This is a genomic window from Myxococcus sp. MxC21-1, from assembly GCF_032612255.1.
Lineage (GTDB): Bacteria > Myxococcota > Myxococcia > Myxococcales > Myxococcaceae > Myxococcus > Myxococcus virescens.
In genome coordinates, this window is the sequence record NZ_CP123278.1 from 8,540,110 (window position 1) to 8,563,076 (window position 22,967).

Here is a 22,967-nt window from a genome sequence, read left to right on the forward strand (position 1 = left end):
GCCCGTCGTGACGCCCCCTGGCAGCGCCGGCCAACAGCTTCCGGCGGAACCTGCAGGAGGACGGGCGCAATGCGCTGGTCGCGCGCAGCGGTGCCGACCCCTTCCGCACGGAGCGGCGCCTGCGCTGGCGGGACCACTTCTCCCTTTCGGAGAACGTGCTGATGGTCCAGCACATGCACGCCGAGCATGACGGCCTGCGCATCGCGCAGCTGTCGGACGTGCACGTAGGGCAGGCCACCTCGGCGCTGCGCATCCGCCGCGCGGTGGAGGCCGTCAACGAGGAGAAGCCGGACCTGGTGTTCCTCACCGGCGACTACGTCACGCACAGCCCCAAGCCGTTGCCGCGCGTGCGCGAGCTGCTGGCTGGCATCAAGGGTCCCGTCTACGTGGTGATGGGCAACCATGACCACTGGGTGAACGCGCCGTACCTGCGCGAGTCCTTCGAACGGATGGGCTACACGGTGCTGCAGAATGAGCACCGGCAGGTGCACGTGAAGGGCGCGCCGGTGACGGTGCTGGGCATCGACGACGGGCTCACCGGCCGGGACGACGTGGAGGCCACCTTCCGGGGTGCGCCGGTGTCCGGCACGCGGCTGGTGCTGGCCCACACGCCGCCCACGGCGGAGAAGCTGCCGGCGCACGCGGGGCTGGTGCAGTTCTCCGGGCACACGCACGGCGGCCAGTTCGTGGTGCGCGGCCTGACGGAGGCCCTCTTCCGCCGCGCGGGCCAGCCGTACATCCGCGGCCACTACCACGTGAATGGCAACCAGTTGTACGTGAACCGGGGCCTGGGCTTCGGCTTCGGCGGCCCCTACCTGCGCCGGGGCAGCGAGCCGGAGGTGGCCTTCTTCACGCTGCGACAGGCCGCCGTCAGCGCCCCCACGCCCTGAGCCTCAAGGCCGCAGCGGAACGCCCAGCCTCCCGCTCCCCAGCCCTTCCGCCTTCTTGCGCCGCAGACTGAAGGGCCCGGACCCGAAGTAGACGATGAGCAGCGCTCCACCCGCCATGGAGAGGTTCTTCATGAAGTGGATGAGCTGGTCCTGCGCCTGCACCGGGTCCGTCACCAGCCAGAACCTGTGGACCATGAAGGCGGCGGACAGCAGGAAGATGGCGATGGCCGCCGCGCCCAGGCGGGCGAACACGCCCAGCAGCACGGACAAGCCGCCCACCACCAGCGCCACGCCAGACCCCAGCACCGCCATGCGCGGCTCCGGCACCCCGGACGCCTGGGCCACGCCCGTCAGCGCCTCCCACTGGAAGAAGTGGTTCAGGCCGCTGGTGATGAAGATGGCCGAAAAGAGCAGCCGGCCAATCGGCGCTAGCACGCCCATGAATCCTCCCTGTCGTCCCTCCTCCCAGCCCCTCAACGCTGGCAGGACGTCGTCATCCTCAAAGTGAGCATCGATTCCTGCGTGACACCAGCCGCTCGCCTGGCCGCTCGCCCTGCGCCGCCAGCCCCTTCAGGCCATCGCACGCTGCGACAACACGCCACACGCGGGCCTCCAGGCCAGCACGTATGGTGCCCGGGCCGTGAAGAACGCCCTCACCGTCACCCTCCTGTTGTCCAGCGCCCTGCTGCTCGTCCCCACCTCGAGCGCCTGGGCCTGCGCCACCTGCGCCTGTGGCGACCCCACGCTCATGTCCATGGGCACCGAGCAGCCGTTCTCCGGCCGCCTGCGCGTGTCCTCCACCGTCCGGGGCTGGGGCCACACGGTCGGCGAGGAAGGGGTGGACGCCCTGCGCCTGCGCGAGGCGCGCATGGACCTGGCGGTGGCCTACGCGCCGCTCCCCTGGCTGTTCCTCTCCGCCACCCTGCCCCTGCAGGCCCGCGAGGTGCGGCACGTCAGCCTCGCCCGGGACCGCGGCTGGGGCATTGGCGACGTGGAGGTCGCCGCGAAGGTGTTCCTCTTCCAGGACAAGGCCTTCTCCGCGGACCACCTGTTCAGCGTGTTGGGCGGCGTGAAGCTCCCCACCGCGCCCGTGCTGCGCGGTCCGGACGGCGCCCAGCTGGCCCTGGACAGTCAGCTGGGCAGCGGCTCCGTGGATCCACTGGCTGGCCTCGCCTATCAGCACTTCCGTGGCAGCTGGTCCTTCCTGGCCAGCGCCACCGGCTTCTTCCCCACGCGCGGCATCCAGGGCTTCCGCGCGGGTGTCTCCTTGCGCACCACGCTCGCCGCGCAATACCAGCCGTCGGCCCGCTGGGCCCTGCGCCTGGGCTTCGACAGCCGCCTGGAGGCGCCGGCCGACTCGGAAGGCGAGCACCAGGGCCACACGGACAGCGAGCGCCATGAGCACACGGGCGGATTCATCGGCTACGCGTCTCCCGACGTGATCTTCAGCCCGGGCATGGACGTCGTCGTCGCGGCGGGCGTGCGCGTGCCCTTCATCAACCAACTGCGTGGCCGCGTTGTCCCCACGCCCATCGCGATGTTGTCCGTCGCCTACGACCTCTGAACCATGCGCACCTTCCTCAAGCCCGTCACCATGGGCGCCGCCGCGCTCCTGTCTCTCGCCGGCTGCGGCGGCACCAACGTCCAGGACGGCATGACGCTCGACCTCGCGCTCATCACCGCCCGGGCGCGGCCCATCTCGGGCGCGGCGGGCGCGCGCGAGCTCATGAACGACCAGGGCACCCGCGCCGTCCTCACCAGCGGCTTCGTCACGCTGGGCAGCGTGGAGCTGCTCCCGTGCGCGGAGGTCGGCTGGAAACGCTTCCTGCGTCAGCTGTCCCCCGTGGGCACGGCGTGGGCCCACCACACGGTGACCCACCCCACGCGGCTGGACACCGCCCACGTCGTGAGCCTGGGCAGCGCGGATGGGACGGTCATTCCGCTGGGCGCGGTGCACCCGCCGCCGGGCCGCTACTGCCACGCGCGCCTCAACTTCGAGCCTGCGGGCAACGACGCGCAAGGACTGGCCGCGGCCGCCCAGGGCGACGCGCCGGTGGACATGGTGGGCCGCAGCCTGCACCTGCGTGGCACCCTGAGCACCGGACAGGACAGCGAGCCCCAGCCCTTCGAGGTGAGCTTCCAGACGCGCGCCTCGGTGGACGTGCTACTGGAGTGGGTGACGCTGTCGGAAGCCGCGCCTCACACGCAGCTCGTCTTTGCGCTCTCGTGGGATACGTGGCTGGATGGCGTCAGCGCCGAGCAGCCGCCCGCCAACGTGGACCTGGTGGGCAACGTGGCCCGCTCGGTGGTGCCTCCCTCCTCCGTCGCACCATGACGCCTCCGCCCCAAGCCGCCCCGCCGCTCCCAGAGCCCGACTCCCGGGCCCGCATCAACCTGGAGTGGCTGCTGCGCTTGCGATGGGGCCTGCTATTGGGTCAGACGCTCGTCATCGGCGTGGCGGCCTTCGGGTTGGAGCTGGCGCTGCCCATACCGGAGCTGGCCGCGCTGCTGGGCCTGGAGGCGCTGACCAACGTGTCGGTGCGAACGTGGCTGGCGCGCGGCCTCCGGGTGACGGAGGGCACCCTTGGCAAGCTGATGCTGTGGGACACGCTGGTGCTCACCGGCTTGCTGGCCCTCAGCGGCGGCACGCACAACCCCTTCACCACGCTCTACCTGGTGAACGTGGCGCTGGGCACCGTGCTGCTGCCCTCGCGGTGGATGTGGGGTCTGCTCGGCTTCACGCTGACGGCCTTCGGCTCGCTGTTCGTGTTGCAGGACGTGGAGCTGCCAGCGGGCCTGTCGCGGCCGGACCACGCGGAGCTGATGCGGCTGCACATCAACGGCATGTGGGTGGCCTTCGCCGTGGCCGCGGGCTTCATCGTCTACTTCGTCCAGCGCGTCACGCGGGCGCTCGGGGCGCGGGAGCAGGAGCTGGCGCAGGCGCGCGCGCTGCACGCGCGGCGGGAGAAGGTGGCCTCGCTGGCGACGCTCGCCGCGGGCGCCGCGCACGAGCTGTCCACGCCGCTGTCCACCATCGCCGTGGTGAGCAAGGAGGTGGAGCGCGCGCTGGCCACCGCGGGCACCTCCGAGTCCGTTCGCGAGGACCTGCGCCTCATTCGCCAGCAGGTGGACCGCTGCCGCGACGTCCTGGTGCAGATGTCCGCGGACGCCGGGCAGACGACGGGTGAGCCCTTCCACCCCGTGCCCCTGGGCCGGCTGGTGGAGGACATGCTGGCGGAGCTTCCTGGCGCGGAGCGGGTGACGGTCGAACTGCCCACCGAGGCCCGCGACTGGCACGTCCACGGCCCGCCCCGGGCGCTGGCCCGGGTGCTGCGCGGGTTGGTGAAGAACGCGCTCCAGGCGTCCCAGGTGTCACGTCCCGTGGAGCTGCGCGTGCAAGCGCGCGGCGAAGGTGCCCTGCTGGAGGTGCGCGACGCGGGCACGGGGATGGCGGCGGACGTGTTGTCCCGGGCGGGCGAGCCCTTCTTCACCACCAAGCCACCGGGCGAAGGCATGGGCCTGGGGCTCTTCCTGGCGCGCACGCTGGTGGAGCAACTGGGCGGCTCCCTGGAGCTGCGCTCGACGCCGGGCCGGGGCACCACGGCGAGCCTCTCCCTGCCGGTGACGGAGGGGGCGCCATGAGCATCGCGAGCGCGGGCACGGAGCAGCGCCCCAGCCTGTTGCTGGTGGATGACGATTCCACCCTGCGCGAGCGGCTGGCCCGCGCCTTCCGCGAGCGCGGCTGGGACGTCACCACCGCGGGGGACTACGACGAGGCCCTCGCCGCCGCGCGCCGCGAGTCGCCCGAGTACGCGGTGGTGGACCTGCGCATGCCGGGCCGCAGCGGCCTGGAGGTGGTGAGGGATTTGCTGGCGGTGGATGCCTCCACGCGCGTCGTCGTCCTCACGGGTTACGGAAGCATCGCCACCACGGTGGATGCCATCCGGCTGGGCGCGGTGAACTACCTCCCGAAGCCCGCGGACGCGGATGACCTGCTCGCGGCCTTCGCGCGTGCGTCCGGCGAGCCTCCGTCGCGACCTCGGAGCGCTTCGAGGCCCCGTCCCTGGCGCGCGCCGAGTGGGAGCACATCAACCGCGTGCTGGCGGACTGCGGCGGCAACATCTCCGAGGCGGCGCGCAAGCTGGGCATCCACCGGCGCTCGCTCCAGCGCAAGCTGCAGAAGTACCCGCCTTCCCGCTGAAACGCTGACGCCTCGCGGGAATTACCGGGCTCGCGATGAGCGGGAGGCCCGTGCCAGTCACTGGCGACCTTTGCTATGGGTGGCGGAATGTCGACCGCACTCCAGACCCGTCCTCCCAGCCACCTGGCCCCCGGCCGCTTCGGCCAGACGCGCTACATGATTCGCCGCAAGTTCTTCAAGCTGTTCGGCGACGCGTTCCACATCTACGACGAGGCGGGCAACCTCGCCTTCTACTCGAAGCTGAAGGCCTTCAAGTTGAAGGAGGACATCCGCATCTACAGCGACGAGGAGATGCGTGAGGAGCTGCTCACCATCAAGGCGCGCGGCATCCTCGACTTCGGCATGACGTACGACGTGACGGATGCCACCACGGGCGAGCGCGTGGGCGCGCTGCGCCGCAAGGGCCTGCGCTCCATCCTCCGCGACCAGTGGCTGGTGCTGGACGCGAATGACCAGGAGGTGGGGAAGATTGAAGAGGACAGCATGATGTTGGCGCTGGTGCGCCGCTTCCTGACCGCGCTGATTCCCCAGTCCTTCACCGGGACGATGGGCCTCAACCAGGTGCTCGCCTTCCACCAGCGCTTCAACCCGTTCATCCAGAAGATTGATTTGGACTTCTCCATGGACACCCACCGCCAGCTGGACCGGCGGTTCGGCATCGCGGCGGCGGTGCTCATGTGCGCCATCGAGGGCCGGCAGCAGTAGTCCCCGAACCTTCTCCCGGACTGGTGACGGCGGCCTTCAGGGAGCCGCCCGTCACGTCACGCCGAGAGGACCTCAGCGGGAGCGCGAGCTTCGACCCGCCAGCAAGCGGCGGTGAAGCGCACCTCGTCGCCGTGCACATAGGGGTTGAAGGCGGCGCGGACGGTTTCGATGACGTGAGTTCGGGTCCTCTCGTCGGCTTCGTGAAGAACGCGGCCGAGGGGCCCAAACCGGGTCAGGTACTGGACCAACCCCCGCTCAGGCAGGGTGCAGGTGGCATCAATGGGGTGGATGCCGATGTCCATCCAGCCGCTCTGCTCCAGGATGCGATGGACCCGGTCCCCATCCGCGAAGGCGAACTGGCCCGGCGCGTTCGGCTGGCGGGCGGGCATGTTTGGAAGGAGGGGCGCCGCGGCCCGCTCGGCGGTCGTCATGAACGGGTTCCCCGAGGGGCTTCGCCAGGCGATGAAGCTCAGCCTGGCATTCTCCCTTGCGGAACGTCTCAGGTTCACGAAGGCCTGGACGGCATCGTCGAAGAACATCACGCCGAAGCGTGAAATCACCATGTCGAAGCGCCCTCGCTCGAAGGCGTGATGCTCCGCGTTGGCCTCAATGAAGCTGGCGGCCACATGCTCCGCTTCGGCCCGGGCCCGCGCCGCCGCGAGCATGGGCGCGGAGATGTCGATGCCGACGCAGTGTCCCTGGGCACCGAGCCGCCGCGCGACGGCGAGCGTCGTGCTGCCCGTCCCACAACCCACGTCGAGCACCTGACGCGCGCCACGGGCTTGGACAGCTTCGACGAGCAGGTCCTCGAACGGCTTGAACATCCCTTCGAGCAGGTCCCGACTATCGACCCAGGCCTGTCCCGCGAGGCCATTCCAAAGCGCTGCCTGCCCCTCCGGGGGCTGGTGACCAGATGCCATCGCGCGTCTCCCTTCGCATGCCTTCAAGAAGTGAAGGCCGTACAGTGCCAGTTCAAGTCGACTTGAGGTCAACAGGGTGAGAGACTTGGACATCACCGAGGTGGCCCGGCGAACGGGCGTTCCTGCCTCGACGCTGCGTTTCTACGAGGCAAAGGGCCTGCTCTCCTCGACGGGCAGGCGAGGCCTGCGCCGCCTGTTCAATCCCGACGTGTTGGAGCGGCTCGCACTCATCGCCCTGGGGCGCGAAGCCGGCTTCTCACTGGATGAGCTGGCTCGAATGTTCGCGCCGGACGGGCCACCGCGCATTGACCGGGAGCTGCTGAGCGCGAAGGCGGAGGAGCTCGACCGCACCATCCGGCGGCTGAGCGCCATGCGCGATGGCTTGCGGCACGCGGCGAACTGTCCCGCTCCGAGCCACATGGCATGTCCCAGGTTTCGCCAGCTCCTGTCGGCTGCCACGGCCTCCAGACAAAGGCCGTCGCACGCGTCGCACGGGAGCGAAGGCGGGCGCACGCGCCGCCGGAAGCAAGCCCCATCACGTCCGGCGCGCGAATAGGTGCCGCCGTCCGTGGGTTCGCGGGCAGAGGGACTCGCGAACGGCTGCGGCACGCAACTCAGAGAGCAGGCGTCAGACGGCGGGCCCGCCTGGACGCCCTCTCCAGGGCACGTCCGCGCCTGGGCAAGGCCCGATTATTGCCATCATGATACAAGTACAATAAAAAACCACATACTCCTCCCCCACGAGGAAGAACGGGGATTCTTCCCGCTGCTTTCCTCCTGCAGGCGGGACATGCCCCTGCTATCCAACGCAGACCCCGCGGGCGTTACCAGGGCAGCAGGCCAGGGCCAGGAGCGCATGCATGTTCCACGAGCCACCACGAGGATGGCCTTCTCCCCTCGCTCGCGATGACACAACTCGCCCAGACACCACGCCCCGACTTCGCCGCCCCTTCCGCCGCCTCGTCGCGTGAGACGGTGGGCGCCAAAGGCCGCCGCATCGTCGGCATCGACGCCCTCCGAGGGCTGGTCATGGCGCTGATGATTGTCGACCACGTGCGGGAGTACTTCTACCTGCACGCCCAGGTGAGCGACCCGGTGGTGATATCCGCCACGCCGCCCAGCCTCTTCTTCACGCGGTTCGCCGCGCACCTCTGCGCGCCCGTGTTCGTCATCCTGACGGGCGTGGCAGCCTGGCTCTATGGCCAGCGGCACGGAGGGCGCAAAGCGGCCTCGAGCTTCCTGTTCAAGCGCGGCCTCTTCCTGCTCGTGCTGGAGCTGACCGTCATCAACTTCGCCTGGACCTTCACGCTCCTGCCCCGGACCTATTACTTCCAGGTCATCGGCGCGATTGGCCTGTCGATGATGGTGCTGTCCGCCCTGCTCTACCTGCCACGACCCGCGCTGCTCACCTTCGCGCTGCTCGTGATTTTCGGCCACAACCTGCTCGACCCGATTCACTTCGAAGCGGGCCAGCCGGGACAGGCCCTGTGGGCGCTGCTGCATGACCGGGGCTTCATCACCCTTCCGTGGGGCGCGCAGCTCAAGACGTCCTACCCCGTCCTGCCGTGGATGGGCGTCATCGCGCTGGGCTTCGCGGTGGGACCGTGGTTCTCGTCCCAGGTCGCCCCGGCGATGAGGCGCCGCCGCCTGCTGCTGGCGTCCGCCTCATCGGTGGGCCTCTTCGTGCTGCTGCGCCTCATCAACGTCTACGGCGAGCCCTTGCCGTGGTCGCCCGGCGCTACGCCGATGGAAACGGTCATGTCCTTCGTCAATCTGACGAAGTACCCGCCGTCGCTCGACTTCCTGCTGCTGACGCTCGGCGTGGGCGCGGGCCTGCTGGCGCTGCTGGACAAAGCGCCTGCGTCACTGACATCCACCCTGGCGGTGTTCGGCGCCGCACCGCTGTTCTTCTACGTCGTCCACCTGTACCTGCTGCACGCGATGAACAAGCTCGCGCTGCTCACCTTCGGTCCCAACCAGGGCGCGCTGTTCAGCCTGCCGAATGTCAGCGCACTCTGGCTCATGGCGCTGCTGACGACGGTGCCCATGTGGTTCGCCTGCCGCGCCTTCGCCGCACTGAAGGCCCGCTCCTCCAGTCCCTGGATGAGCTACCTCTGAGCGGCGGCCCCGGACTCAGGTCCGCGCCATGACGGGGAAGAGGTTCGCCTCGCGGGGGGACGGCAGTCCCCGCACGAACAGGTCGGCCTCCATGTCCTCGCCCGCCTCCACCGCGCCGGGCCACCAGCGCTCCGGCGTGAAGCCGAACCACCCCACTGCGTCCAACGCCGGAAGTCAGCGCGGGTGAAGACTTGCGGCACGTCGTCGCAGAACGCGGCCTGGAGCCCCGAGGTGCCGGGCCCGATTTCAGTGACGGTGGGAACGCGCTTCGAAGCCATCCATCCACCCTACGCGATTCCCACCAGCAGCCAACGGACGCGAGCCCGCACCGGGAATCCCCAACGCGCTGCGTATGACGAGCCTTCACCCGGAAGCGATGCGGCTCATGAGGAAGAGAGGGAGCGGGCTCCCTTCCTTCCCAGGACTTCAGCGCCTACGGGCTGAACATGCCGGTGAGCACACTGGCGCGGCCTCGAGGCAGCGAGCGCTTGAACGGGCTCGTCGCGAGGCTCGAGCCGGGCTGATACCAGCTCTGAATCTCCGCGAAGTACGTCTGGCCCGCCTGCAGCACGTTCGGGGGCAGATACACGCTCTGGAGATCCGTGTGCAGCACCGCCACGCGCGTCGCGGTGGTGGAACCGTTGCTCGTGCCGAGCCGGTAGATGTTCACCACGTAGTTCGTGGCCGTGCCGACCAGCGGCTTCGACCAGCGCAGCGAGGCGTCGGTCCCCACGCCCGTGAGGTTCTGGAACGCGCCGCGCGTGTTCACCTGGGGCGCCTGCACCGGCCCGACGAGGGGCTGCACGGGCGCGGCGGTGAACGCGCTCGCCTCCTGATCCACGCGGATGTCCACGCCCATGGTGTAGGGCGTCGCGGTTCCCAGCGCGTAACTCTTCGTGAAGCCCGCGGCGGCGAGCGCCACCTTCTGCCACGTCGCCGGGAGCGGGTTGTTGTAGGTCATGCTCCCCGTGACGATGTCGGTCCGCTGCGTGTCGGGATTGAGCTTCACGAGCAGTGGCGGCCCGCTGATGGACGCGAGCGCCGAGCTCAGCGTGGCCGGCCGGGCGGACATCCATATCTCGTTGTACGTGCTGACCGCGTCCGGGTTCACCTGGGTGCGCATGGCTTCGAAGGCCGAGCGTCTCCAGTCCACCGAGAAGGTGCCTGTCGCGACGGGCTGGGTGAAGGTTCCGTTGACGGTGACGGGCTGGCCCTCCACCTGCGTCATGCTCGTGTCGAGCACCTTGTGCATCGCGCGGTAGGGCACTCCATTCGCGCTCGTCTGCCACCGCATCTGCGCCAGCGAGAACACATCCCCGCGGCCGCTGTCGAGCAGCACCGGGTTGAGCATGTTGGCGTAATCGAAGCTCAGCCCGGAGAGCGACGTGGCGCCCGCCAGGGGGCGCCCCGTGGCGATGCTGTCGACGTAGCCGAACGCGCCCGGGTTCAGCGAATACATGTCCAGGAAGTCCCCCGGCTGCCAGGGAGACAGGCCGGTGGCGGACACCGTCACGGGAGTGGGCAGCGAGGGGAAGGTGCCATCGCGGCCCCACTCCGTGGAGCCCAGATCGAACGCGCGGCCGGTGCTCACCAGGTAGCGCGAGCCCAGCTTCAGGTAGACGCGGCCGGAAGGGACGTTCGGCACGGAGATGGTGCCATCCGCAGAGCCCGTGCCCGGATAGGCCGTGAACGCCCCGGTCGATGAGTCCCGCAGGTATGCCACCACCGACGTGGCGGACTGGTCGTAAGGCTTCGTCTCGTTGCCCGACATGGCGACGAAGGTGACCGGGCTGGTACCGGTGACCTGGGTGACCAGGTCTCGGGTGACCTGGGAGGTCGCGTCCGTCGATACGGAGGAGTCCACCGCCTCGGCCTCGTCGAGCCCCGCGCAGCCGACCCCTGTCATGCCGACCAAGAGCCCGAGGGAAATCAATGACATATTCATTGTGAAGGAAACCCTTTCGGCGACGCCCCGAATAGCGCCGTGCAGGGAGATTCATATCGGGGCGGTCTGACCTTTCCGGGAGCGCTTCGACTCCAACTTTCCCTCGGGGAGATGAAAACAAACGCGCTTGTCGGCAGATGCGCCCGGCAACGGCCTCCGCGTCACAGGAAGCGTTTGAAGAGGCCCAGCTTCCCTGTGTAGGGCGGGTAGCGCAGCTTCATGTCGAGCAGGAAGGGCCGCTTCACCACGCCCTTGCGGTGGCTGAAGGCGTCGAAGCTGGCCTGGCCGTGGTAGCCACCGGTGCCGGACTCCCCCACGCCTCCGAAAGACAGGCCCTTCGCGGCGAAGTGGACGCACACGTCGTTGGCCACCGCGCCGCCGCTCGACGTCTCCGTGAGGACGCGCTCGTTCACCGCCGCGTCCTTGGAGAAGGTGTAGAGCGCCAGCGGCTTCGGCCTCGCGCGGACGAAGCGGATGGCCTCGTCGATGCTCGGACAGTCCACCACCGGCAGCAGGGGCCCGAAAATCTCCTCCTGCATCAGCGGGCTGGACAGCGGCGCGTCGGTGATGACGGTGGGCGCGAAGAAGCGGCTGTCCGCGTCCCGCTCACCGCCAAAGGCCACGGTCCCGTCCTGCGCCAGCTTCGAGACGCGCTCGAAGTGCCGCGAACTGATGATGCGGCCATAGTCGCGGCTCTCACGCGTGTTCGCGCCGTAGAAGTCGGTGACGGCCTTCTGGACCAGCTCCGTGAAGCGGCCCTTGAGCTCGGGTGGAATGAGCACGTAGTCCGGGGCGATGCAGGTCTGCCCGGCGTTGAGGTACTTGCCCCAGGCGATGCGGCGCGCGGTGACTTCCAGGTCCGCGCTCTTGTCGATGATGCAGGGGCTCTTGCCGCCCAGCTCCAGCACGGTGGGCGTCAGGTGCTTCGCCGCGGCCTCCGCCACCACCCGGCCCACCTGGGGGCCGCCGGTGAAGAAGATGAGGTCCCAGCGCTCGTCGAGCAGGGCCCGGCTCACCTCCGCGCCGCCCTCCACGACGGCGACGACGTCCTCGGGGAAGGCTTCTCTCAGCATCCGCGCGAGCACGGCGGACGTCGCCGGGGACAGCTCGCTGGGCTTCAGCACGGCGGTACAGCCCGCGGCGAGCGCCCCGATGAGCGGAGCAATCGCCAGCTGATAGGGGTAGTTCCACGGGGAGATGATGAGCGTCACGCCCAGCGGGTCCGAGTACTGCAAGACGCGCGCGGGTTGGATGGCGAGCGGCGCCGCCCCCTTGCGCGGCGCCATCCACGCCTTCACGTTCTTCAGCGCGTCCTTCAGCTCCCCGTAGATGCTGCCCACCTCCGTGAGGTAGGCCTCCTCGGGGCTCTTGGAGAGGTCCGACTGCAGGGCGGCGAGAATCTCCGCCTCGTACTTGCGTGCCGCCCGTTCGAGCACCTGCAACTGCTCCCGTCGCCACGCCAGCGGCAGCGTGGCACGGGTCTCGAAACGGGCTCGCTGCTTCTCGACGAGCGCCTTCGCATCGAACGACGGCGGAACAGCGGCGAGACGACTGGAGCCCTGCGTCATCGGACCTCTCCTTGTGTGTGAGCTGCTACTTCAAGAGTTCGCCTCTTTCGGCCTTCTCGACGAGCGATGCCGGCGGCTCGAAGTGCGCACCGTAGCGCTGCGCGAGCTCACGCGCGCGGGCAATGAAGCCCCGCGGCCCGTTGCCCGTCCGGCCCTCGTAGCCATTGATGAACTGCACCACGCCGCCCGTCCACGCCGGGAAGCCGATGCCGAGGATGGAGCCGATGTTCGCGTCCGCGGCGGAGCGCAGCACGCCTTCGTCGAAGCAGCGCACCGTGTCGATGGCCTCGGCGAACAGCATCCGCTCCTTCATGTCCTCGAAGGGGATGGTGTGGCCGGGCTTGGTGAAGTGCTGCGCCAGCCCCGCCCACAGGCCCGTGCGCTTGCCGTCCACGTAGTCGTAGAACCCGCCCCCCGTGGAGCGGCCCTTGCGCTGGTGCTGGTCAATCATCGCGTCCATCACGGCGTAGCTGCGGTGCTCCACCCAGGGCTTGCCCTCCGCCAGGGTGGCCGCCTTCGTCTCCTGACGAATCTTGCGCGGCAGCGTCAGCGTGAGTTCGTCCACCAGTTGGAGCGGGGCGGCGGGGTAGCCCGCCTGGAGGCCGGCCTGCTCGATGGAGGCGGGCGAGATGCCCTCGCCCACCATGGCGATGGCCTCGTTGAGGAAGGTGCCGATGACGCGGCTGGTGAAGAAGCCCCGGCTGTCGTTGACGACGATGGGCGTCTTCCCAATCTGCACCGCGATGTCGATGGCCTTCGCGAGCGTGGCGTCGCTCGTCTTCTTTCCCGCGATGAGCTCCAGCAGCGGCATCTTGTCCACGGGCGAGAAGAAGTGCATGCCCACGAAGTCCTCCGTCCGCTTCACGCCCTCGGCGAGCACGGAGATGGGCAGCGTGGACGTGTTGGACCCGAGCACCGCGTCCGGGGCGACCACGTCCTGCACTTCCTGGAAGACCTGGTGCTTGAGCTTCACGTCCTCGAACACGGCCTCGATGACGAGGTCACACCCCTTGAGGTCGGCGGCGTCGGTGGTGGGGTGGATTCGCGCCAGCAGCGCGTCCCCCTTCTCCTTCGTGGACTTGCCCCTCTGGATGGCCTTCTCCACCAGCTTCACGGAGTACTGCTTGCCCTTCTCCGCCGACGCGAGGCTCACGTCCTTGAGCACCACGTCGATGCCGGCCTTCGCGCAGACGTAGGCGATGCCCGCGCCCATCATCCCCGCGCCCAGCACGCCCACCTTCTTCGCGGTGTGCTGCGGGTAGTCCTTGGGACGGCCGCCACCGGAGTTGATGTGCTGCATGTCGAAGAAGAACGCCTGAATCATGTTCTTCGCGACCTGCCCGGTGACGAGCTCGGTGAAGTAGCGCGACTCCACGGTGAACGCGGTGTCCACGTCCACCTGCGTGCTCTCCACGGCCGTGGCCATGATGGCGCGAGGCGCCGGCATGTTCGCGCCCTTGAGCTGCTTGCGCAGGTTCGCGGGGAACGCGGGCAGGTTCGCCGCCAGCCCCGGAGACGACGGCGTGCCGCCCGGAATCTTGTAGCCCTTCACGTCCCACGGCTGCTGCGCGGTGGGATGGGCCTTCACCCACGCCTTGGCCGCGGGCAGCAGCGCCTCCACGGAGTCCACCACCTCATGGACCAGGCCGACCTCCTTCGCCTCCTGCGGGCGGTAGCGCTGGCCCTGGAGCAGCACCTTCATCAGCGCGTCCACGATGCCCAGCATCCGCACCGTGCGCACCACGCCGCCGCCGCCGGGCAAGAGGCCCAGCGTGACTTCCGGCAGGCCCACCTGGGCGCCCTTCACGTCCGCGATGATGCGGTGGTGGCAGGCGAGTGCGATCTCCAGCCCGCCGCCCAGCGCCGCGCCGTTGATGGCCGCGACCACGGGCTTGCCCAGCGTCTCCAGCGTGCGCAGCTGCGCCTTGATTTCCTGCCCCAGCTCGAAGGCCTGCTTCGCGTCCTCCTTGCGCACCTTCAGCAGGTCCTTCAAATCACCACCGGCGAAGAAGGTCTTCTTCGCGGAGGTGAGGATGACACCGGTGACGGTGTCCTTCTCCTTGACCAACCGATCCACCGTCGCGCGCATGGACTTCAGGTACGCGGCGTTCATGGTGTTCGCGGACTGGTTCGGGTCATCCAACGTCAAGACGACGATGCCGTCGGCGTCCTTGTCCCAGCGGATGGTGTTCTGCTCGCTCATGGGGTTCGCTCGAATCCTGTCGAAGTGTTGGAAGAGAAGCTCAGACGCGCTCGATGAGGGTGGCCACGCCCATGCCACCACCGACGCACAAGGTGATGACCGCGCGGCGCGCCTTGCGTCGCTCCAGTTCGTCCACCATCGTCCCCAGAATCATCGCGCCCGTGGCGCCCAGCGGGTGCCCCATGGCGATGGCGCCGCCGTTCACGTTCAGCTTCTCGTCCGGAATGCCGAGGTCCTTCTGGTACTTGAGCACCACCGAGGCGAAGGCCTCGTTGAGTTCGAACAGGTCGATGTCCTTCACCGACAGGCCCGCAATCTCCAGCAGCTTCTGGGTGGCCGGAATCGGGCCGGTGAGCATGATGGTGGGGTCCGAGCCGGACGTGGCCACCGCGGCGATGCGCGCGCGCGGCGTGAGGCCCAGCGACTTGCCCACCTGCTCGGAGCCGATGAGCACCAGCGCCGCGCCGTCCACGATGCCCGACGAGTTGCCCGGCGTGTGGACGTGCTCGATGCGCTCCACGAAGTGGTACTTCTGCAGGGCCACCGCGTCGAAGCCGCCCGCCTCGCCCATGACGGAGAAGGACGGGTTGAGCTTGCCGAGCGACGCCACGGTGGAGTCCGGGCGCATGAGCTCGTCATGGTCCAGCACGGTGAGGCCGTTCTGGTCCACCACCGGGACGACGGCGTTCTTGAAGTACCCGCCGGCCCACGCATGGGCCGCCAGTTGCTGCGAACGGGCCGCGTAGCGGTCCACGTCCTCGCGCGTGAAGCCCTCGATGGTGGCGATGAGGTCCGCGGAGATGCCCTGCGGGACGAAGTAGGTGTCGAAGTTCGTGGCCGGGTCCATGGCCCAGGCGCCGCCGTCCGAGCCCATGGGCACGCGCGACATGCTCTCCACGCCGCCCGCGATGACCAAGTGCTCCCAGCCCGAGCGCACCTGCTGGGCGGCCATGTTCACCGCCGTGAGGCCGGACGCGCAGAAGCGGTTGAGCTGCACGCCGCCCACCGTCTCGGGCAGCCCCGCCGCCAGCACCAGGGTACGGGCGATGTCGGCGCCCTGCTCACCCACCGGCGACACGACGCCGAGCACCACGTCGTCGATGCGCTGGGGGTCCAGGTTCGGGTGACGCTTCTTGAGCGCGTCCACCAGCCCGGTGAGCAGCGTGATGGGCTTGGTGCCGTGCAGCGCGCCTTTCCTGCCCTTGCCGCGAGGGGTCCGGACGGCGTCGAAGATGAATGCTTCCTGGCTCACGAAGAGCCTCCTTGGGACGGGGATGTGGGTCTACAGGGAACGGGCGACGAGCTCTTTCATGATCTCGTTCGCGCCGGCAAGGATTCGCAGCACACGGTGTCCGCGAACAGGTGGGCGATGGGGGTACGCCTTCATGTACCCCTCCCCCAGGAACGACTGCAAGCAACGGTCGGCGACGATGCACGCAGGGTCCGTCACCCAATACGTCGCCATCCTGTACGCAGGGTGCGGCCCCAGCCAGCGCGGCGAGAGGTTGACCGGCGGGGACAGCATGCCCGGCAGCGACATCTTCAAGCGTGGTCCCTGAACCTCCGCCGTGAAGCGCAGGAGTGAGCCGGGGCCCCTCAGTCGTTCTCGGGTTCGGGGAGCCACCAGAGTTGGTTATTGCTGCACAACGTGCGCTCCAGCCATGCCCCGAACGACGGTGCAATCGGGTCCACGAACCGTGGATACGATTCGTGGAAGGCATCAAGGATGGGATACGGCCCCGGCTGAGCTGCCACGTCCAACAAGCAGTAGTCGGAATCACCGAGGTAGACGAGCGTCCACCAGGACGCGAGCCCCCGGGAGTCGTCGTCCTTCCCGCGCATCGCGACGCGAGCCCGCTGGATTTCATTGAGGGGCAGGATGCGGAAGTTCTGGTCCGGCCGTGGCTCAAACAGCGTGCCGCCGTCGCAGTGCAGATAAAACGCGCGGAGGTCCGCATCGAGGCGCCAGCCCACGCGAGCCTCGAACGCGGCGATCTGAGCGGGCGTAGCGGGTGCGTTCGGGAAGTGGTGCGCTGTCACCTCGGCCAGCAGTTGTTTCATGTGCTCAGTCGGCATACGGCCTGTCCGGCCCGATGGTCCGCCACCGTGGCTCACTCGCGTAGCATGCTGGATACGCTTCGTTGATGACTTCGTGAACGGCGGGGGGCACCGGCAGCACGTTGTCCCGCGCTGTGGGGTGTCCTCCATGCATGAGGTCTCGTGTGTGATGTCCTGGCCACATGTCGCCGCCGGGTACCTTCGGCCACTCTCCAAACTCGCGAGCCCATTCATTCCGGTAGCCCTTGCGTGCGTTGTTCCACGTCCGCCGCAAGTTGGCGGAATTCGTCTCAGGGAAACTACAGCAGCAGTGGGTAATGGCCAGACGCCCACCTGCCTCGGCTGGCAGTGCGGCCCAGCGGCCTGTCCAGGCACCCTTGATGTCCGCGAGCCAGATGCAGCCCAACAACGGGACATGCCCCTCTGCGGCGCAGCGCCGCTCACAGCGGGCATACAACCCTGCGCTGCAAGACCAGGGTCCGTAGTAGAGCGCGAAGCGCACGGTGCCCCCAGCGGGGCTGGGCACCGGCGGTCCAACCCACTTCGCAGCAGCGGGCGGACCGACACTGCCAGCCGTCGCTGACGAGCCGCACGCACTCACGAGCGGCACGCCCACACACGCCACCAGCGCGAATCGCCATAACATCCAAAACCAGATATAGCACCAATACCAGAACCGCAAGGTAGGGCATCGCCCGTTGATGACCATCCCGCCAGGCAGGCATGGCCGGCATAGCGTGGCGGCCATGGCGGCCCACCCCGCCTGCCAGGCTCCACTCAGGGACTGCCGTCCTTCCGTCAGGTCGCGGTCCGCTGACCCACGGCCGTGAACAACGACGCATCAGGCAAACCGCTCCCTGCCCCCAGCGAAGCGCGGGAGGTGTGGATGCATCTCGCGACAGCCATTTGAATGAGCCGGGCGTGCGGGGAGGGCCCGGAGACAACCCACATCTTCAGCCTGGATGCGGCGGCCGCCGCGCTCGGACAGACTGGGACTTCCATGGCATCCTCCCGAGGGGTAGGAGGAAAGGCCGCCACTGCGCGCGGCACGGGGGCGCCGCGAAGACATCAGCGCCTAGCAGGCGCCACAGTCCGCGGCGCAGCTGTCCGGCGTGTTGCTGGTGCCGCAGCGCTCGGAGAGCTGGCACGTCCCATCACCGCACTTGTAGATGTCCTGGGGACGGATGCGGGTGGTGAGCGGGCGGTACGTCACGCCGTTGTACGTGCAGCGCGTGTAGTACGTCCGCGTGGAATCCTGCTGGCAGTGCGTCAGGGCAGCCCCCACGTGGGTGATGACGGCCGCGCAGTCCGGGTCCCCGCTCCACGACGACAGGCCGCACGCGCGCACCGTGCTCTCGTCGTAGGCCAGGTAGGGCGCGTCATTGGCCGCGAAGAGTCCCTGACCATTGAAGAGGTTGCCGAAGAAGACGGCCTCATTCTGGTTGTAGGTCTGCAGCTCCTCGGCCGTCGTCGGAATGAGGACGCCCTGCGAGTCCTTGCCCTGCACGGAGATGTTCAGATGCACACCGTACTTGTTCACGTGTGCCGCCAGGCAGCTCGACACCAGCTGCTGCTCGGGCTCCGGGGCAACCGGGGCGCCCGGGCTCGACGGAGGCGGAGGCGTGGGGCTCGACCACGTCGGCGCCAGCCCCAGGGAGCCATGCCAGGTGTGCGTGGTGCCCGCATGCGTGTACGTCAGGGACTGGCCGGAGGCGAGCGCGCACCGGACGATGTATCGCATCACCTCCTCGGCCTTGACGGGGTCCGCGCTGAACCATGTATTGAAACCATTCGTCGACAAGCCGTTCGTCGACAGTCCATTCGTCGACAAGCCATTGGTGGACAGGCCGTTGGTCGACAAGCCGTTCGTCGACAGCCCGTTCGTCGACAAGCCATTGGTGGACAAGCCATTGGACGACACCAACGCGTCCGACTGGGTGCCCAGCGTCTCGCTCGCCGTATCCATTGGCTCCGCCGGGCCACACCCCACGGCGGCGACAAGAAGCAACGCTGGCAGCAGCTCCCACCGGTGCGCACAACGGCGTCCGGCGTAGGTGACCTTGGAGCTGGAACAGGTCTTCGAGGTGGGGTGGTGATACATGGCTGCCTCCGGTTTTTGGGGGTAGCCGCGTTTCTCGCGGCCAAGATAACCGGTAGTCCTTCTTTTCCCCTCTGACAGGTGCCCTCTCGGGCAGTTCGCGCACGTCGGTCATGCGGCAAACACGTAGTCCGTGCGCCGGCTGACGCTCAGCGTTCAATCCGCCCAGCCGCCAACGTTGCAGTTACACGCGATGTCTCACACCCAAGGGTGCGGGCTCCTGCGACTGTCGCGCGTCTCGTGGCATTTTCACCGTAAAGGTCGTTCCCTCTGCCTCGGAGGAAGACACGCACACAGCGCCTCCGTGCGCCTGGACGATTTGTTTCACGATGAAGAGTCCCAGCCCCAGGCCACCGGCGCCACGACGGTGGCCCTTCCCAGGAGCAGTGCCCACCTGGCGGAACGGGTCGAACAATGTCTCCAGCTGTTGAGGCGGAATGGGCGTCCCGGTGTTGTGGACCTCCAGGACCTGCTCACCGTTCACGGCGATACATTTGAGCCGGACGGGCGTGTCCTCGGCGCCGTGCTCCAGCGCGTTGCCCACCAGGTTGCTGAGCACCTGCGCCATCCGGTCCGCGTCCCAGAAGCCCTCCGACGCGCCCTCCACGTCCAGGGTGATGTGCCGGTCCGGATGCGCGGCGGACAGCTCCTCCACCACCATCCGGCAGACGATGGCTAGGCTGACCGTCCCCAGGTGCAGGGGGATGCCGCCCGCCAGACGCGCGCGGGTGAGGTCGAGGATGTCGGAAATCATGGCGCCCATCCGCGCGGCGCTCGCCTCGATTCGCTGGGCGCACTGCTGCTGCTGGGCCGCCGGCAGCGTGCGTTGCGCCAGGGCTCGCGCGGACAGGGCAATGGCATTCAGGGGGTTGCGCAGGTCGTGCCCGAGGATGCCGATGAACCGCTCACGAAACTCCGCCTCCTCGGTCAGCCGCTCCAGCGCGAGGTGGCGCGCATTGCCGTCCAGGGCCTCGCGGGTCAGCCGGGCCGTCGCGTGCTCCAGCGCGCCCTCCGCCCGGTGGCGGGCCTCGCGCTCACGCTCCAGCGCCTCGCGAAGCGCCTGCGCGTCGTCCGTGTCATCGGGCAGCAGCCACAGCACGAAGGCATCCAACGCCTTCATGCCCACGGCCCGGAAGCGCGCCTCCATGCCCTCGCGGGTGATGCGCAGCACGACGGACACCGGCTCGCCCGTGTCCACCACGCGCACGCAGTCCTCCAGGCACAGCCCTCGCACGCCCTCCTGCTCCCAGCGCGACACCCATGGAGGCAGGACCCAATCGTGCGCCACCGGCTCGGCGGACGCCTCGAGCGCGGCCTGGCGCAAGTCGAGCACCTCCCCCGCCGTCCCTCGCACCGTCTCGAAGCGCAGACAGGGCGCGGCGCCTCCCGCATGCGTCGTCCAGGTCCAGGCGGAGCCCCACTTCGACGACAGACAAACCCCCATCGACGTCCCCCTGGCACGCCCTCCAGCTCCGATGCTCGACGCCCGGTCGCGGAACGCACACGGGACAAGAGTGACAAATCTCCGGGAGCGCGAACTTGTACGAGGGTACTGGCGCGACCTTCAGTGCTCACTCCGCGCCAGTGCCAACGCGCCTCGCGGCCCGGCACCCGCCGCGGTGTCCTCATTCCGCAATGGCCCTGCGCGAACGGCCAGGGCCCCGGCGCGCTCGCCCAGGACTCCGGCTCAATCCATGATGGAAATGTCGCGCAGCTCGGGTCCGGAGGCACCGCCGGAGATGGCCTGCTCCGGCGTCGTGGCGGCACCTGTCATCCGGTTGACCTGATACAGGACGTATGGGCCGTCACCGTTGAGGTCTCCCGCGGAGTAGAGCCAATCGATGGACGGGACGGGCGACTCAGCCCGCCGCACGCGGCAGGCGCACGGTGAAGGTGGTGCCGTGCTGCTCGGAGGACACCACCTCCACGCCGCCGCCGTGGCCGCGCACGATGTCCTGCACGATGTAGAGCCCCAGGCCGATGCTGCGGGTGGACTGGCCCTCCTTCAACGCGCCCCGTGTCAGCGGCTCGAACAGGCGAGGCAACAACTCACGGGGGATGGGGGCGCCCCCGTTGAAGACAGACAGCAGCGCGGCCTCGCCCTCCAGCCGCGTCTCCACCCGCACCGGGGCGTCCGCGGGGCTGTAGGCCAGGGCATTGCCCAGCAGGTTCGTGAGCACCTGGGCGATGCGGTCCGAATCCCATTCGCCGCGCACCTCGCCCTGGACCTCCACCTCCACGCGACGCCCGGGGTTGGCCACCAGGAGCTCATCCACCACCTGGTGCACCACCTCCCGCAAATCGGTGGTCTGACGGTGCAGGGCAATGCCGCCGCCCAGCCGGGCCTTGGTGAAGTCCAGCAGGTCGCGAATCATCCGGGCCGCGCGCTCGGTGGCCTGGCCAATGCGCCACACCATGCGCTTCTGCGGCTCCGTCAACTCCCCCTTCTTCTCCAGCAGCCCCGCCGACATGGAGATGGCCGCCAGGGGATTGCGCAAGTCGTGGGAGACGATGCCCACCAGCTGCTGTTCGAACTCGGCGCGCCGGCGCAGCTCCTCTTGTGACCGCTGCTGCTCCGCGAACAGGCGCGCGTTCTCGATGGAGAGCGCCGCCTTCGCCGCCAGCTCCTCCACCAGCTCCTGGTCCTCCTGGGTGAAGCTCCGGCCCGGGCCCATGCGCCCCACCGACAGCGTTCCCACCACCTTGCCCTGCGTCCGCAGCGGCACGCACAGCAAGCTGCGCAGCGCCTCGCCCTGTCCCAGCTCCCGCTGTTGGTCCTCCGACAGCTCGGGCACCAGGAGCGGCCGTCCGCCACGGAGCACGAAGTCGCTCAGCCCATCACCGGGGAGCAGCGGCGCCCCCTCCTCCCCCTGGTTGGAATGGCTCGCCGCCACCTCCAACCGCGTCGCGTCGTCGGACAGGAGGCACAGCGTGCACGTGTCCCCCAGGAAGTAGGCGACCTGGCGGGTGATGGTGTCCAGCAGCACGGACAGGTCGCGGTTCGTCGCATCGAAGGCATCGGACGCTTCCGTGAGCATCTGCAGCCGGGCGGCGGCGGCCCGGGCCACGGCATGGGCCCGGCGCTCCTCCGCCGTCAGGTGCACCCGGTCCAACGCCTGGGCACACGCATGCGCCAGCGCGGTGAAGAAGGCCCGGTCCATCTCCGTGAAGGTCCGGGGCCGCGCGAAGGACAGGCCAATGGCGCCCAGCGCCCGTCCCTTCACCAGCAAGGGCAGCGCGAGCGCCGCCTCGTGAAGGCCTCGCGTATCCATGAGCGGATAACGCGCGCTCCACTCCTCCGACGACCCCACCCAGATGGCCTGCTGCTCCCGCAGCGACTCCGCCAGCGGCATGGCCGCCGTCATCGGGATGCGCCGCCACCGGCTCAGCACGCTCTCCGGGTAGCCAATGGCATCCACCACCTCCAGCGCCTCGCCCTCCGCGTCCAGGAGGTTGACGGTGCCCGCCTTCGCGCCAGCGGCCACCAGCCCTTGTTCGAAGAGCGCGCGGCACACCTGCGGCACGGTGGCCGCCTCCGACAGCCGGGCGGTGAAGTCCCGCAACCGGTCGATGTAGCCCGCGGCCCTCAGCGCGGCATCCCGCGCCTCGGCCTCCTTCTGCCGCAGCAGCTCCGACTGGCGCCGCACCTGCTGCTGCGCGCGGAACAGCTCCACGAAGACGGACACCTTCGAGCGCAGCACCTCCGGCGGAAAGGGCTTCTGGAGGAAGTCCACCGCGCCGGTGGCGTAGCCGGTGACGAGCTCCGCGTCATCGCGGCCGTAGGCGGTGAGGAAGATGATGGGGACGTTGCGCGTGCGCTCACGCTGCTTGATGAGCGCCGCCGTCTCGAAGCCGCTCAGCCCCGCCATCCGCACGTCCAGCAGGATGACGGCGTAGTCCTCGCGCAGCAGGAAGCGCAGGGCCTGCTCCCCCGAACAGGCCTTGTCCATGCGGATGCCCAGCGGCTCGAGGATGGCCTCCAGCGACACCAGGTTCGACACATGGTCATCCACCAGCAGCACGGCGGGAGCATCCGAAACGGCCTTCGCCTGGCGGTGGGGGTCTTCATCCGAAATCCGCAGGTGCGTCAGCGGCAGCCGGGTGGCCACGGAGGCCCCCCGGCTGAAAGGGATGCCCCCCCGCTGCAACGGCACCATCGTCGGAATCCCGTCCTGCGACATGAAGAAGTCACCTGGTGTGCGGTGGTCAGGAACTCGGCCCGGCGTCTCCGGGCCCCCAGGAGCGGACCGGCCCCCGGAAC

20 protein-coding genes and 1 pseudogene are annotated in these 22,967 nt (G+C 68.9%); 8 read left to right on the top strand and 13 right to left on the bottom strand.

The annotated features are described in order from the left end of the window. Positions 1-173 precede the first annotated feature (173 nt). Positions 174-890, top strand: coding sequence for a metallophosphoesterase (locus tag QEG98_RS38450; RefSeq protein ID WP_316564863.1), 717 nt, complete (start codon positions 174-176; stop codon positions 888-890). A gap of 3 nt (positions 891-893) precedes the next feature. On the opposite strand, the gene QEG98_RS38455 is transcribed toward QEG98_RS38450, so the two are convergent. Then, positions 894-1,331, bottom strand: a complete 438-nt coding sequence (locus tag QEG98_RS38455; RefSeq protein WP_090487192.1) for a DoxX family protein — start codon at positions 1,329-1,331, stop codon at positions 894-896. A gap of 199 nt (positions 1,332-1,530) precedes the next feature. Between QEG98_RS38455 and QEG98_RS38460 the strand changes: the two genes are divergently transcribed. The 5 genes and pseudogenes from QEG98_RS38460 (at position 1,531) to QEG98_RS38480 (ending at position 5,796) form a co-directional block, all read left to right on the top strand. After that, complete coding sequence (locus tag QEG98_RS38460) at positions 1,531-2,454, top strand: transporter (RefSeq protein ID WP_090487189.1); 924 nt, start codon at positions 1,531-1,533, stop codon at positions 2,452-2,454. Positions 2,455-2,457: 3 nt separating this feature from the next. Then, positions 2,458-3,225: a hypothetical protein gene (locus QEG98_RS38465; RefSeq protein WP_316564864.1), complete on the top strand. Its 768-nt coding sequence runs from the start codon at positions 2,458-2,460 to the stop codon at positions 3,223-3,225. Beyond that, positions 3,222-4,532 carry an ATP-binding protein gene (locus tag QEG98_RS38470; protein WP_316564865.1) on the top strand — a complete coding sequence of 437 codons (1,311 nt, stop codon included), beginning with the start codon at positions 3,222-3,224 and terminating at the stop codon, positions 4,530-4,532. The genes QEG98_RS38465 and QEG98_RS38470 overlap by 4 nt, the downstream gene beginning before the upstream one ends. Next, a pseudogene (locus QEG98_RS38475) lies at positions 4,529-5,091 on the top strand (response regulator transcription factor). The gene QEG98_RS38470 and the pseudogene QEG98_RS38475 overlap by 4 nt, the downstream one beginning before the upstream one ends. Positions 5,092-5,178: 87 nt before the next feature. After that, entirely contained in the window at positions 5,179-5,796 is a 618-nt protein-coding gene (locus tag QEG98_RS38480; RefSeq protein WP_167371043.1) for a hypothetical protein, read from the top strand. A 56-nt stretch (positions 5,797-5,852) separates the two neighbouring features. Here the strand turns inward: QEG98_RS38480 and QEG98_RS38485 are convergent, their stop codons facing one another. Further along, the gene (locus QEG98_RS38485; RefSeq protein ID WP_316564866.1) at positions 5,853-6,716 is read right to left on the bottom strand and encodes a class I SAM-dependent methyltransferase; all 864 of its coding nucleotides are present in this window, start codon (positions 6,714-6,716) and stop codon (positions 5,853-5,855) included. A gap of 76 nt (positions 6,717-6,792) precedes the next feature. On the opposite strand from QEG98_RS38485, the gene QEG98_RS38490 reads away from it, so the two are divergent. Beyond that, the gene (locus QEG98_RS38490; protein ID WP_316564867.1) at positions 6,793-7,272 is read left to right on the top strand and encodes a helix-turn-helix domain-containing protein; all 480 of its coding nucleotides are present in this window, start codon (positions 6,793-6,795) and stop codon (positions 7,270-7,272) included. A 350-nt stretch (positions 7,273-7,622) separates the two neighbouring features. Continuing rightward, a complete protein-coding gene (locus tag QEG98_RS38495; protein ID WP_316564868.1) occupies positions 7,623-8,834 on the top strand; it encodes a DUF1624 domain-containing protein in 1,212 nt (403 codons plus the stop codon). A gap of 15 nt (positions 8,835-8,849) precedes the next feature. Here QEG98_RS38495 and QEG98_RS38500 read toward each other — a convergent pair whose 3' ends face one another. The 11 genes from QEG98_RS38500 to QEG98_RS38550 form a co-directional block, all read right to left on the bottom strand. Then, the gene (locus QEG98_RS38500; RefSeq protein WP_410477901.1) at positions 8,850-8,999 is read right to left on the bottom strand and encodes a GNAT family acetyltransferase; all 150 of its coding nucleotides are present in this window, start codon (positions 8,997-8,999) and stop codon (positions 8,850-8,852) included. A gap of 268 nt (positions 9,000-9,267) precedes the next feature. Next, positions 9,268-10,779 (bottom strand): ABC transporter substrate-binding protein, encoded by a 1,512-nt coding sequence (locus QEG98_RS38505; protein WP_316564869.1) that lies wholly within the window; start codon positions 10,777-10,779, stop codon positions 9,268-9,270. Positions 10,780-10,940: 161 nt separating this feature from the next. Beyond that, positions 10,941-12,347: an aldehyde dehydrogenase family protein gene (locus tag QEG98_RS38510; protein WP_316564870.1), complete on the bottom strand. Its 1,407-nt coding sequence runs from the start codon at positions 12,345-12,347 to the stop codon at positions 10,941-10,943. A 25-nt stretch (positions 12,348-12,372) separates the two neighbouring features. Continuing rightward, positions 12,373-14,550 carry a 3-hydroxyacyl-CoA dehydrogenase NAD-binding domain-containing protein gene (locus QEG98_RS38515; RefSeq protein WP_316564871.1) on the bottom strand — a complete coding sequence of 726 codons (2,178 nt, stop codon included), beginning with the start codon at positions 14,548-14,550 and terminating at the stop codon, positions 12,373-12,375. 40 nt (positions 14,551-14,590) lie between these two features. Beyond that, complete coding sequence (locus QEG98_RS38520) at positions 14,591-15,802, bottom strand: acetyl-CoA C-acetyltransferase (protein ID WP_316564872.1); 1,212 nt, start codon at positions 15,800-15,802, stop codon at positions 14,591-14,593. Positions 15,803-15,832: 30 nt separating this feature from the next. After that, on the bottom strand, positions 15,833-16,090 hold the full coding sequence (locus QEG98_RS38525) for an acyl-CoA dehydrogenase family protein (RefSeq protein ID WP_316568035.1): 258 nt from the start codon (positions 16,088-16,090) through the stop codon (positions 15,833-15,835). A gap of 56 nt (positions 16,091-16,146) precedes the next feature. Then, a complete protein-coding gene (locus QEG98_RS38530) occupies positions 16,147-16,611 on the bottom strand; it encodes an SMI1/KNR4 family protein (protein WP_244171477.1) in 465 nt (154 codons plus the stop codon). A 1,072-nt stretch (positions 16,612-17,683) separates the two neighbouring features. Further along, positions 17,684-18,709 carry a hypothetical protein gene (locus QEG98_RS38535; RefSeq protein ID WP_316564873.1) on the bottom strand — a complete coding sequence of 342 codons (1,026 nt, stop codon included), beginning with the start codon at positions 18,707-18,709 and terminating at the stop codon, positions 17,684-17,686. 181 nt (positions 18,710-18,890) lie between these two features. Then, entirely contained in the window at positions 18,891-20,150 is a 1,260-nt protein-coding gene (locus QEG98_RS38540; RefSeq protein WP_316564874.1) for a HAMP domain-containing sensor histidine kinase, read from the bottom strand. Positions 20,151-20,393: 243 nt separating this feature from the next. Beyond that, on the bottom strand, positions 20,394-20,579 hold the full coding sequence (locus QEG98_RS38545; protein WP_316564875.1) for a hypothetical protein: 186 nt from the start codon (positions 20,577-20,579) through the stop codon (positions 20,394-20,396). Further along, positions 20,566-22,887 carry a GAF domain-containing protein gene (locus QEG98_RS38550; protein WP_316564876.1) on the bottom strand — a complete coding sequence of 774 codons (2,322 nt, stop codon included), beginning with the start codon at positions 22,885-22,887 and terminating at the stop codon, positions 20,566-20,568. Before QEG98_RS38550 ends, QEG98_RS38545 begins: the two co-directional genes overlap by 14 nt. Positions 22,888-22,967 lie beyond the last annotated feature (80 nt).